The sequence below is a fragment of the Streptomyces sp. NPDC046215 genome, assembly GCF_040646215.1.
In the GTDB taxonomy this organism is placed as follows: domain Bacteria; phylum Actinomycetota; class Actinomycetes; order Streptomycetales; family Streptomycetaceae; genus Streptomyces; species Streptomyces stramineus.
This window is the reverse complement of the sequence record NZ_JBEYZW010000004.1, coordinates 37,186-49,494: the sequence shown is the minus strand read 5'-3', so window position 1 is coordinate 49,494 and position 12,309 is coordinate 37,186. Positions and strand designations below refer to the sequence as shown.

The following is a 12,309-nucleotide window of genomic DNA, read 5'->3' as shown; positions in this document are numbered from 1 at the left end:
GTTGCTCGGCCAGCAGCCGGTCAAGGGCCCTGCGGTGTGCTTCGTGAGGGGGCGGGGGCGTCGCGGTGACGGTCCGCGGCGGATGGTGCGGTGCGGGGGCCGGTGGCCGCGTGCTCTCGGTCAAGGTGTTCCTGCCATTTGCGGATGATGAGGTCCTGGAAGAGGTGGACGGCCGGGTTGAGCTCCACGACGGGTGCGGCGTGGTGGAGCTGGTAGCCGGCCTGTTCGGCTTCGACGGCCACTCCGTCCTCGCGCAGCAGCGGTCGCACCGTCAGCGCTCCGGCGGTCTTCATCAGCGGGCCCATCAGAGGCCGGGGCACGCGCAGCCGGGTGCCGGGGACCGTCAGGGCGTCGAAGTAGAAGACGAAGAACACGCGGGTGGTGGTGCGGTCCATGGGCAGCACAAAGCACCAGTGCTTGATGGCGCCGCCGGTGTCGGACCGCTGGTAGGGGTAGTCGAAGGTCAGGTCGATGGAGGTGGTGTCGACGCGTCGGCGGTCCACGAACCGGCCGGTGAAGCGGCCCCCGCCGATCCGCGTGCGGTAACTCAGCCGCACGCTGTCGCCCACGGGCTCGCAGTGGGTCAGGACCGCGTCCCAGAAGGGCCGGTACTTGCGGTGCAGGTAGGCGTGGGAGAAGTCGCTGACATTGTCGAAGATCATGGAGTGGTGGGCGCGCCAGGTGAAGTCGGCGTCGATGCGCGCCCAGGGCCGGGGCCCCTCCAGCTCGGGAATGCCCGGAACGGGGTGCTCTCCGGCACGGGCCGGGTCCCCGGGAAAGACCCAGATCAGGCCGTGCCGGGCGGCCACGGGGAGGCCGTGCGGGCGGCCGCGGGCGTGGGAATCGTCGTCGTGGGCGCCGGGTACGGCGGAGCCGGCGTGGGCCGGGCCCCGGCAGGCGCACCGGAGGGGGCGGCCGCCGACCGCTCCGGCGCCCTGGAGCCGGCTGTGGTCGCAGCGGTTCTCCACGGCGTGGAGGGTGCCGTCGTCGCCGCGGTGGACGGCGATGGACCGGCCCCAGAAGCGGGTCTCGACGACGCGGCCAGCGGCCACGTCGCGGTCGTGCGCCACCGGGTACCAGTAGTCGGGGTCCAGACCGGCCGCCCGCACCTTCTCCCGCTTGCTGCGGGCGGCGGTGAAGTCGGGAGGGCCGGGTGCCGGCGGTGAGGCGGGAGCGGACGGACGGGGCCGGAGGACGCTCACCGCTGTCCTCCCGGACCGGTGGCGATCGGGGATGCGCGCCTGCGATAGCGCACCGGACAAGGGGTGTGGGGCCCGGGGATGAAGGTGGAGTAGTCGGGCACGGGGCAGCCGGGTCCGTCGAGGCGCAGGTCGTAGGCGCGCAACAGCACACTCCAGATGATCTTGACTTGCTGGTAGGCGAAGGCTGTTCCCACGCAGCGGTGCCGGCCCCCGCCGAACCCGATCAGCGCGTACGGTGCCGCGTGCTCCTCGCGACCGGGCCCGTACCGGCCGGGGTCGAAGCGGTCGGGGTCGCGGAAGATGCCGGGGAGGCGGTGGGAGACCGCGGGGGAGACCATGACGAGGTGCCCGGCCGGAACGAGGTGGGCGCCGTGGACGAAGTCCCGCAGCGCCTTGCGGATCAGCACGATCAAGGGCGGGCGGAGCCGTTCCGCCTCCCGCACGCAGTGCTCCAGGTACTGCATGCGGCGCAGCAGGGCGATGTCGAGGGTGTCCGCGCCGCGCGTCGTCTCCTCCTGCTCGCGGAGGACCGCGGGCAGGTGCCGGGGGTGGCTGAGCAGCAGGGCACCCGTCCACGCGGCGAGGATCGCGCTGGTGTGCTGCCCGGCGAAGACCATGCCGATGAGCAGGCCCACGACGGTCTCGTCGTCGAGCGGCGCCCCTCGCGCGGTGCGGGCGGCGAGCAAGGTGGTGAGCATGTCCGGCGTCGGTCCGGGTGCTTCATGAGGCGGACGGGCGGCGCGGCGGGCGGAGATGACCTCGCCGAGCGCCCGGCCGAGGGCCGCGCGCGCCCGGTCCCGGCGGCGGAAGGCGGGCAGCGGCACCCCCGGGCTGAGCAGCCCGGCCAGCCGGATCCCCGATTCCAGGTCACGGAAGAGACGCGGGAGTTCGGGGCCGAGCCGCTCGCTGACCTCCTGGCCCAGCAGACAGCGGGTGGCGACGGCGACGGTGATCTCGTTCATCGTCTCCACGAGGTCGGCCTCACCGCTGTCACCCCAGGCACGGATGTGCCTGCGCACTTCCTCCTCCATGACGCGCGCGTGAGCGGCCAGACTGCGTGAGGTGAGGGCGGGCAGCAGGTGGCCGATCTGCCGCTCCATCTCCGCGGGTTCGGCGTCGTAGGCGACGCCGGGGCCGAAGACAGGCGTCATGAAGCGGTACGCCTCCTTGGGGCTGAGCACCGACTCGTCCGCGCGGAAAACGGCCTCGTGCGCGGCACGGCCGCACAGGAAGGTCACCGGCCGGCCCAGCAGCGTGAAGGAGAAGACATCCCCCGACCGCTCGCGGGCGCCCCTGAGGAAGGCGACGGGATCGCGCCCGAAGGGCACGGCGTGCCCGAGCCAGGGCAGCCGGACGCCTGCGAGCCGGGGCGGGCGTACCGGGACGGCGGGCCTGCCACCACCGTCCGCCGCGTACCCGCCCCCGCCCGGGCACAGGGCCCCGCACCCGCCCGCCACCGCGGCCCCGCTCGCTTCCCCGCTCACCGGGCCACCTGTGCCTGGGAGCCGCCCCGGCCGCTGCGTGCCGTCGGGATCACCCGCGGCGCCGGCACCACGCCCCGCCGGGCGAAGCAGGCGAAGGCGTCCTCGACGGCCGAGGCGATACTCGTCGGCCGGTACCCCAGTTCCTCGACGGCCCGCGAGCAGTCGGCGCGCCGCTGCGAGCGCAGGAAGCGGACCGCCGCCGGGGTGAACCGCGGCTGGTGATGCGGCGCCACGGCGGTCATGACCGGCTGCACCACCTCCGCGACCCCGGCCATGACCGAGGCGGGCACCCGCAGGAGCGGCTTCGGCCGGCCGGAGACCGCGCTGTAGAGATCCATCAACTGGTCGACGGTGCGGAATTCGGTGGAGAAAAGGTATTTGCGTCCCGGCCTGCCGTGCCGCATCGCCAGCACATGCCCCTCCACCACATCCGCCGCCGAAACGAATTCGAAGCCGCCGGGCAGATAGGCCAGCAGCCGCCCGTGGGCGAAGTCCCGCAGCACCCGGCCCATTCGCGAAGGCGCGTAGTCGTGCGGCCCCAGGATCGCGGTGGAAACGGCGACCACCACATCGAGCCCCGCCACCGCCGCCCGGAGACACTCGTGCTCCACCAGGGCCTTGGTGGTGGCATAAGGGGTCTGCCGGGAAAACGGGTAATAGGGCACGTCCTCGGCGCTCGGCCGCCCGCGGATTTCCCCGGTCGCACCGAAGGACCCGGTGACCACGACCCGTTCGACACCGCGGCGCCGCGCCACTTCCAGGACGTTCCGGGTGCCCAGGACGTTCGTACGGTAGATCTCGCGCCGTCCGCCCTGCGTGGTGGAGATCCGGGCGGCGCAGTGATAGACACGATCACACCCGGCCATTGCTCTCGCTGTCGCCGCGATATCGCGGATGTCCCCGGAAACGCAGTGCACGGGAAGGCCCTCCAGCGCCCGTGACCGGGAAAAGCTGTCGTTCATCACCAGCGCCCGGACTTCCTCCCCGTCCCTCAGCAACCGGCGTACGAGGTTGGCGCCGAGATGCCCGGTGGCGCCTGTCACCAGAATCAACATTCCTCCATCGAAAAAGCACGGGAGCGGCCGGCAGAGCGGGAAAGCGAAGTTACCCGGGCGCGATACCCGTACGCAATGAAGACACCACGAAAAGAAATAAACTGTGCCGGCGGTGAAAGGGCGGCCCACGGGTCGGGGGGCGGACCGCGTTCGGCGCGCTGCCGATGACGCGTGGAAAGAGAGACGCTGTGCGACAACCGGATGTCATCGTGGTCGGCGCCGGACCCGGCGGCTGCGCCTGCGCCCTGGCCTTCGCCCGCCGGGGCGCCCGGGTGGTCCTGCTCGAAGCGACCCGCACACCGCCCCGCCGCCTGGCCGGCGAATGGATCCAGCCCGCCGGAGTGCAGGCGCTGCAACGCCTGGGTGTCGACCCGCTCCGGCTCGGGGCGGCGACACCCGGCAGCGGCTTCCTCGTCCACCCCGGTGACGGCAGCCCGCCGATCACCCTTCCCTTCCCCGACAGCACCGCCGTGACGCTGCCGCACGACGAACTCGCCGCACAGCTCCGCCGTGCCGCCGCCCGCACCTTGGGGATCGACCTGGTCACGGGGGAGCGCGTCCTGGGCGTCCGGCCCTGCGGCACGGTGCGCACGACCCGCGGCAGCCGGCAGGCGCCCCTGGTGGTCGGTGCGGACGGGCGTTCCTCGGTCGTCCGCAGGGCGGTGGTGCGGGCCCCCGCGGCCCGGACTCCGCTGTCCCGCATGGCCGGGTTCCTCCTGCCCGACATTCCCCTGCCCCGCGAGGAGTACGGCCACATCATGCTCGGCGGACCCGGCCCGGCGCTGGCCTACCGGCTCGGACCCCGAACCGTCCGCCTCTTCCTCGACGTCCCCCTCGCCTGCCCCACCTCAGGCGAACTGGCCTCCTATCTGCGCCACGGCTACACATGGGCCCTCCCGCCGGCCCTGCGTCCTGCACTGGCCGGAGAGTTGCGGGCGGGACGCGTGCAGTGGGCCGCCAACCACTTCTGCCGGCGAGTCGTCTACGGGCGCGGTCGCTGCGCGCTGATCGGGGACGCCGTCGGCTTCAGTCACCCCCTCACCGCTTCCGGGCTGACGGCCGCCTTCCTCGACGCCGAACACCTCGCCCGCTCAGCCGACGTCGAGACCTACGCGCGCGGGCGCAGGGCGGCGTGCCGGGTGCCCGACAGGATCGGCGCCGGCATGCACCGCATGCTGACCGACCACACCCCCGGCACGCGGGCGCTGCGGCAGGCCATGTTCACCACCTGGCGCGCGAACCCACGGCACCGGGACCGCACGCTGCGCCTGCTCGCGATGACCGACGTCCGCAGCAGCGCCTTCCATGCCGCCCTCATGAGCGTGCTCGGGCAGGCCCTGGCGTCCTCCGCGCGGCACGCCGTGCTCAGTGGGCAGTGGGCGGGACTGGGCAGGGAACTGGCCCAGTTCGCGGCCTGGCTGGAGTGGATCAACGGCCCGAAGGCCGGGGTTCCTCCGCAGCAGGGCGGGGGGCGGCTTCCGACCTCTTTCCTCGGCCTGTGATCACTCCGGCCGCCGCCGGCACCCCCGCGGCCGCGGAGGGGGACGGCTCACCGGCTGCCCGAGCCGGACCCAGCCGGGCGGTCATGGCTCTGAACGCCGAGCCGGCCATCCAGAGGTTGCCCAGGAACCAGGGCAGATTCGGCGCGTAGAAGACGAAGAAGGCCAGCGGGCTGTGTACCGGCATCGCCGGGTAGCCGCCGGCGTGCGCGTGCCAGAAATACAGCAGCACCGAATAGGCCACGTACGAGGAAACAGCCAGCTGCAAGGGGTAGCGCCACGGAAGCCCGCGCACGATCGCCACGATCAGCGCGATGTTGAGTCCCTGGGTGAGGAAGACATTGATGGTTTCGAGGGCGAAGGGCAGGGCCACGTCCCCTTGGCCGTAGTAGGTGCTGTCGCCCATCCCGTAGACGCGGAAGAGCCGTGCGAACACGTCCTGGTGCTGGTCGATCGTGCGCCAGGCGGTCACGAAGTACAGCTCCAGGGTGAAGGCCATCACCAGGGAGAAGACGAGAAAGCCGACGGCCGCGCGTTCCTGGCGCGGCAGCCGGGCCCCCCGGACGCCTCCGCTGCGGGGGGAGTCGAAGGGGACCATGCGGAACGTCGCCGTACGGCAGTAGGCCGACCACAGGCGCCCGTACTTCGCACGGCAGCGCCGGTCGTCCCGCAGCGCGCGGTGGACGAACAGCGCCGCCAGGAACACCGGGACGGCATAGGGAAGCAGGGACGCGGTGCCGCACAGCATCGTCCATGCCGTGTACATCATCAGCTCACCGGTGTAATTGAGCTTGCGGCCGACGCCCCAGAAACCGGAGACCAGCAGGCGCCCGCCGAGCGCCCGCGCGGGGCGCCCCCAGATGACCGCGCGGGCGTCCTCCTTGAAACGGTGCTTCTGGGCATTGGCCCCCCGGAACATCCAGAAACCGGCCGCGAACAAGGCGATGGACAAAGCGGCCTGCCACCACGGCAGAGGACTTTCGACGTCGCGCAGGACCCGGCCGGGAAGGCTGTAGAAGAAGGGCACCAGAACGAAGTCGCCCCACACCAGCATCCAGCCGAACCGCTCCGCCTTGATGTCCCAGGTGTGCACCATGCCGTACTCGAACTGAAAGTAATTGGCGACGTACAGGAGGAACATCACCTGATACAGAACCATCCGGCCGCCGAGCTCCCCGCGCTCCGCGTACTGCGCCGCCGCGAAGGAGACGTTGACCAGGAACAGCCCGATGAGCGACGGGCGGTAGGAGAAGAGCTTCAGGTCGACCCCGGCCAGCTTGGGGTTGAGCTCCACCCCCAGGAACCACTCACGCACCACGGCGGCGGCACCGCGCCCGGCCCCCGCCCCGGCGCCCCGGCGGCGCCCCACCGCGTACAGCGCCCCCGCCACCGCGAAGGCCAGCACGTTCGCGGCCACGAACAGCGCCGGCGAATGATCCGCGACGAAACCGAGCGCGTCCGGGCGCACCCACCACACGGCCGCGGTCGCGGCCAGGGCCAGGCCGAAGAGCAAAAATCCGTTGAGCCGGTAGCTCTCCCGGCTGCCGTCCCCCAGCGGGGAACCCGCGTGGACGCGCCCCGGCAGCAGGAGGGAACCCGCGAACAGCACCCCGACGAACCCCACGACCAGCACGAGCGCGAAACCGACGGTGCCCCAGCCTTCCAGCGATGACTCCATGACGGCCGAGCATCCCAGGCGACAGGCCGTGGCCGCGGGCAGCACGGGCGGCCGGCCCGCCGCGTCACCGGATCGGAGCAGGAGCCGCACTGCGTGGCGTCGGTTCCCCGCCGTCCCTCTTCGGCAATGCTTGCTTCACAAGGCGGCCGGTGACCGGGTCTGCCCGGCTGTGCACCGCGCCTGCCGGCTCAGCGTCGGCCGGGACAGTCGGGGCAGTCGAGACGGGAGAGAGGGAGAAGGAATGGACGCCGGATCGTCCTCCGCCCACGAGGCCGTGGGGCCACCGTCGTTCGGCGAGGCTCGGGGAAGGCGGCAGAAGGCGCGCGCCGCGGGCCTGGACCCGGACTACTGGTACGCCGTCGCGTACGACAAGGCGGTGGCTCCGGGACGCTCGGTGGAAGTGCGCTTCTGGGACCGCTCCATCGCCCTCTACCGGGGGCGCGACGGTGTGCTGCGGGCCCTGGAGAACCGCTGTGCGCACCGCCAGCTCGCCCTCACCCTGGGGGAGGTGACCGGCTGCCACCTGACCTGCACCTATCACGGGTGGACCTACGACGGTGACGGCCGCGTCGTGCATTACGCCCACGACCTCTTCGGCCGGCCCCGGCCCGAGGTCCGGATCCGCAGCTACCCGGTGACCAGCCGGTACGGGCTCATCTGGATCTTCCCCGGAGACCCGCGGCTCGCCGGACAGCGCGGCGTCCCGCACCTGCCCGAGCTGGACGGGGGATCCGCGTGGACCCGCATGGACCTGTCCTACGACTGGAGCGCCCACCACTCCGTCGTCCTGGAAAACTTCAACGACCTCGCCCACGAGTACCTCCACCGGAAGTATCAGGCGTTCTGGGACGCGCGGCTGGCCGACCACGCCTCGTCCGGCGACACGGTGAGGACCCGCTACCACGTGTCCATCGGCAACAAGCCGGTCGTCGGATGGATCCTGCGGCACGTGCAACTGAAGGCCGAGGTCATCGAGATGACCTACGACTATCCGTACCAGCTCACCGAAGTCGGCGACCGGATCAGGTTCCGCGCATTCTTCCTTCCCACCAGCCCCACCACGACCAGAGTCTTCATCGTCCTCAGCTGCCAACTGACGTCATTCCACTGCGGCCCGGTGCGCTTCGGCGTCCCGCGCCCGCTGGCCCGGGCGCTGACCGGCGTGAGCCGCTCGGTCCTGCTCGACCGGGTGTTCAGCCAGGACGGCGCGGCCGTCACCTGGGAGCAGTCGGGCTACGAGGCCCACCACGACGCTCCCTCCCTCGAACTCAACCCCTCCATGGCGCTTTTCCAGGACCTCATCATCCGCAAGTGGGCGGACACTCTGTCCCGGCCGCCGGTGCGTACCCCGCGGAACGGACGCGCACCGACCCCGGAGACCGACAGCGGCCGGTGACCGGGGGGTGACATCCCAGGCGGGACGGCCGGGCGACGGTCCGCCGTCCGTGCTCAGCCGACACCCCGGTGAACACCCTCGCCCTGCCGGCGCACCCGGCGCGACGATCCGGCGGTGCCTTCGCCGCTCCCCTCCGCGAGAAGGGCCCAGCCCGTGCGATGTCCCCCGTTCCGCGCCGGCCGGCGCGAGGACCCCCTCGGCGGACCCGGCCGGGGGACGGACCGGCCACGAAAAAGGCTGCGCGCCTGGAGGCCCTGGCACTCGCCCCGCACGACGCTCCTCGCCTGCGCCCTGTTCTGCCTGGTGGCCATCGTCGCGGGAGTCAGCGGACTGGACCGCCTGAGCACCGGCGGGAACACGCCCGACGGCTCACCGGCCGTACGCGCCGGCACGATCTTGAGCGAGCGCTACGGCCGGTCCGCCCCCGACCTCGTCCTCCTGCTGCGGGACCCGGCCGGGAACGGCGACGGACAGCGAGTCATTGACGCGGCGCGCACGGTCGAGCGGCACGTGCGGGGGAAACCAGGGGTGACGGCCACCGCGTCCTACCTGACCGCCCGCGACCCCTCGTTCCTCTCCCGTGACCGTCGTTCCACGCTCGTCACGGTCGTCCTGGCCGGGGACGAAGCGCGAAAGACGGACACCGCCCGGCACCTCGTCCCCCTGCTGAAGACCGGCCGGCCCGGCCCGGAAGTGGCCCTCACGGCGACGGGCCCGGCGTGGACGCGCGTCGAGACACTGGAGCGCAACCGAGCGGACCTCGTGCGGGCGGAACTCATTTCCGCACCCCTGAGCGCACTCATCCTGCTGTTCGTCTTCCGGTCGCTCCTCGCGGCCCTGCTGCCCGTCGTCAGCGCACTCGTCGCCACAGCGGGAACGCTCGCCGCACTGCGGGCGCTGACCTGCGTGACCGAGGTCTCGGTCTACGCCTCCAGCATCACGTCCGCCCTCGGCTTCGGGCTGGCGGTGGACTACGGCATCCTCATGGTCTCCAGATTCCGCGAGGAGTCCGCCGCCGGCGCCGGCCCGGAGGCGGCGATCACCCGCAGCGTCCGCACCGCCGGGCGCGCCGTCCTCGTCTCCGCGGGCATCGTGGCGACGTCCCTGTGCGCCCTGTTCGTCTTCCCCCTCGGGTTCCTGCGCTCGGCGGCCGCGGCAGGCATCGCGGTCATCGTCTTCTCCGCCGCCGCCTCCGTGATCGTCATCCCGGCCCTGCTGGCACTCGGCGGCCGGTACATCGACCGGTTCGACCTCTTCGGCCCGTTCCGGCGCCGCCGCTGCGGCGCACCCCCGGGAGACCTCGCCTGGCGGCGCGCGGCCCTGGCCATCACCCGGCGTCCCGTCGTCTGCGCGCTGACGGCGGCAGCGGCACTGACCGTCATGGCACTGCCCGCCGCCCACGCCGTCCTCGGACCGAACAGTACGGAAGACCTCCCCCGCGACACCGAGGCTCGCACCACGGCGACGGCCATCCGCGACGACTTCCTCTCGGCCCCCGGACGCGACCTGGTCATCGGGCTCCCCGCCCGCACCCCGCGACCGGACGTGGAACGCTACGCCCGCGCCTTGTCCGGCCTGCCGGACACCGCCGGTGTGCGGACCTTCACCGGCCACTACCGGGACGGCAGGAAAACGGCCGCGCCCGAACCCTGGGACGCCGCCTTCTCCACGCCCGCCGGCCCCGTCCTGACCGTGACATCACGCCACGCCCCCGCCGACGACCGGTCGGCGGCACTCGTCCGTCACGTCCGCGCCCTGCACGCTCCCGGTGAGGCGCACGTCGTCGGGGAAGCCGCACAGAACGTGGACACCCTCGGGGCGATCCGCCACTCCCTGCCGTGGGGGTTCGCCATCGCCGCCTCGGCGTCGCTCCTCCTCATGACGCTGTTCACCCGAAGCCTCCTCGTCCCCGTCAAGGCCCTGGTCATGGCCTGCTGGAGCCTGGCCGCGACCTTGGGCCTGCTGGTGTACGGCTTCCAGGACGGCCACCTCCAGGACGCCGGCCACCAGGGCAGCCTGTCCGCCGTCGCGCTGGTGTTCCTCCTCATGACCGCCTACGCGCTGTCCGTGGACTACGAGGTGTTCCTCGTCGCCCGGATCAGGGAGGAGTACCTCGCCTCCGGCGACAACACCGCGGCCGTGGTGGCGGGCATGCAGCGCACGGGCCGCCTCATCACCGCCGCGGCCCTCGTCTTCGCCGCGGCCATGGCGAGCCCGGCGACGTCCGCGACCGTCCCCTTGCAGCTCACCGGCCTCGGCCTGGCCTGCGCGGTCCTGCTCGACGCCACGGTCGTACGAGGCGTGCTGGTGCCCGCCCTGATGACCCTGGCGGGCGGGGCCAACTGGTGGCTGCCCGGCCGCCGCGGCACACGGCCGGTCAAGCCCGTTCAGCAGGAGGAAGTCTTGTCGTAGGCGTCCACGAAGACGCCCTCGGCGCCGTAGGCGCGCCGGACCCGGTCGTACAGCGAGCAGTCGTACATCGCGCGGTACTCCTCCCGCGTGAGACCGGACAGCACGTAGGGGGCCTCGTACCCGTGGTGCTCGGCGACCCACGCCTCGAACCGCCGGGTGGCGGCCTTCGGGTCCCAGGGCTCGCCCCGGCGCACGGGCCCGGGCACGTCGTAGACGACGGCGACGTCCATGAACAACTGCCGCTCGCCCGCGGCCGCCCCGGGCTCCGGCCCCACCAGGCCCGGGGGGTCCGTGCGGGTCAGCGTCGCCGGGCAGATCCACAGCTTGTCCACTTCGAAGATCTCGTGACAGGCCCGGACGATGCCCTCCAGGTGCCGCGCGGGGACGAGCGCCTCCTGCCCCACGACATGGCGCCCGTAACGACGGCGCATCTCCCGTGTCTCGGTGAGTTTCAGGAACGCGACGCTGGGACGCATCAGCCATCCCAGCAGAAGACGGAACAGCGGGTGGTTGCCGAAGGGCACGAGCAGTTCGGCGGCCCAGAACAGGCTCCGGCTGTGCCGGTGGTAGTAGTGCCTCAACGGCAGGCACTCCACTCCACCGCCCGCCCGCGCACGGTTGTGGGCGTGAGCGTAGAACCAGGGCTTGTACCACCGGCAGGCGCGGTTCCTCCTGCTCGCCGGGCGGTCGGTGAACTCCCCGGTCACGACCACGCCCTCGGCGGGCCCGTAGACGAACCCCTCGACGAACGCGGGCCCGTCCGCCGCGCCCGCGAGACGGACCAGGTCCCGGCACATCCCCCCGACGTCGGAGACCGGGTGGTACCGCACCTCGACCCACGGGCGGGCGGGCACGACACGCAGTTCGGCCGCGACCACGAAACCCAGCGAGCCCCTGCTCCACGGCAACGCGCGGAAGAGATCGCTGTTCTCCGTGGCCGAGGCCCGGACGACCTCGCCCGTCCCCAGCAGGACGTCGTAGCTCTCCACGATGTCCGTGAAGAGCCCGTGACGGTGGGAGGAGGTCTCGATGCCGAAGCCCATCGCCAGGCCGCCCACCGTGAGGGCTTCCAGCTCCGGCACCACCGGGAGTGTCCATCCCCGGCGGACGAGGTGGCGAACGAGCCGGCCCACGGTGACACCGGGCTCGACACGGACCACCCGGCGCCGCGCGTCCAGTCCCAGGACGGCGTCGAGATCGATCCTGACCGGCTGGGCCGCGTCCTTGTAGAAGTGCTCGCGGGACATCGAGACCGACTGCCATTCCTTGGCACCCGTGCAGAGCGACCCGCCTCGGCTCCGCTGCCGTACCTCCGCCTGGAGACGCGCGACGCGCGTGTCGTGCGCCACCCGGCGGCGCAGCACCCGGCGGCACGCGGCGTGCGCGGACCGCACGAAGGAGAACACCTTGTCCGCCGGCAGCACCAGGGGGATCAGGACGATCCAGCGGTGGCGCACGACGGCGTCCAGGAGCCGGTCGCTCCAGGAGGGGCGGGGCGGTGCCGCGCCGGGCGGGGCGCCGTGGACGGCGGGGTCTTCGGAGGTCTGGGTCATGGGTGCTTCCTCGTGTCGAGCACGCCGCTC

At 72.4% G+C, this 12,309-nt stretch carries 8 protein-coding genes; 3 read left to right on the top strand and 5 right to left on the bottom strand.

Features of this window, described 5'->3' with window-relative positions; genetic code table 11:
- Positions 1–20 precede the first annotated feature (20 nt).
- From ABZ951_RS02730 to ABZ951_RS02720, 3 genes are read right to left on the bottom strand one after another with little or no spacing between them, the layout of a single operon-like run.
- Positions 21–1,202: a Rieske 2Fe-2S domain-containing protein gene (locus ABZ951_RS02730; protein ID WP_344083506.1), complete on the bottom strand. Its 1,182-nt coding sequence runs from the start codon at positions 1,200–1,202 to the stop codon at positions 21–23.
- Positions 1,199–2,686, bottom strand: a complete 1,488-nt coding sequence (locus tag ABZ951_RS02725; protein ID WP_361278654.1) for a cytochrome P450 — start codon at positions 2,684–2,686, stop codon at positions 1,199–1,201. Before ABZ951_RS02725 ends, ABZ951_RS02730 begins: the two co-directional genes overlap by 4 nt.
- Positions 2,683–3,729: an NAD-dependent epimerase/dehydratase family protein gene (locus ABZ951_RS02720; protein ID WP_361278651.1), complete on the bottom strand. Its 1,047-nt coding sequence runs from the start codon at positions 3,727–3,729 to the stop codon at positions 2,683–2,685. Before ABZ951_RS02720 ends, ABZ951_RS02725 begins: the two co-directional genes overlap by 4 nt.
- Before the next feature lie 200 nt (positions 3,730–3,929).
- On the opposite strand from ABZ951_RS02720, the gene ABZ951_RS02715 reads away from it, so the two are divergent.
- Positions 3,930–5,243: an FAD-dependent monooxygenase gene (locus ABZ951_RS02715; RefSeq protein WP_344083514.1), complete on the top strand. Its 1,314-nt coding sequence runs from the start codon at positions 3,930–3,932 to the stop codon at positions 5,241–5,243.
- Here the strand turns inward: ABZ951_RS02715 and ABZ951_RS02710 are convergent.
- Positions 5,170–6,918 (bottom strand): DUF1295 domain-containing protein, encoded by a 1,749-nt coding sequence (locus tag ABZ951_RS02710; protein WP_344083517.1) that lies wholly within the window; start codon positions 6,916–6,918, stop codon positions 5,170–5,172. The two genes, ABZ951_RS02715 and ABZ951_RS02710, sit on opposite strands and share 74 nt — an antisense overlap.
- Positions 6,919–7,159: 241 nt before the next feature.
- Between ABZ951_RS02710 and ABZ951_RS02705 the strand changes: the two genes are divergently transcribed.
- Both ABZ951_RS02705 and ABZ951_RS02700 read left to right on the top strand, forming a co-directional pair.
- Positions 7,160–8,314 carry a Rieske 2Fe-2S domain-containing protein gene (locus ABZ951_RS02705; RefSeq protein ID WP_344083520.1) on the top strand — a complete coding sequence of 385 codons (1,155 nt, stop codon included), beginning with the start codon at positions 7,160–7,162 and terminating at the stop codon, positions 8,312–8,314.
- Between the two features lie 153 nt (positions 8,315–8,467).
- On the top strand, positions 8,468–10,726 hold the full coding sequence (locus tag ABZ951_RS02700) for an MMPL family transporter (RefSeq protein ID WP_344083523.1): 2,259 nt from the start codon (positions 8,468–8,470) through the stop codon (positions 10,724–10,726).
- On the opposite strand, the gene ABZ951_RS02695 is transcribed toward ABZ951_RS02700, so the two are convergent.
- Positions 10,702–12,279, bottom strand: coding sequence for an FAD-binding oxidoreductase (locus ABZ951_RS02695; RefSeq protein ID WP_344083526.1), 1,578 nt, complete (start codon positions 12,277–12,279; stop codon positions 10,702–10,704). The genes ABZ951_RS02700 and ABZ951_RS02695 overlap by 25 nt on opposite strands.
- Between the last annotated feature and the right edge of the window lie 30 nt (positions 12,280–12,309).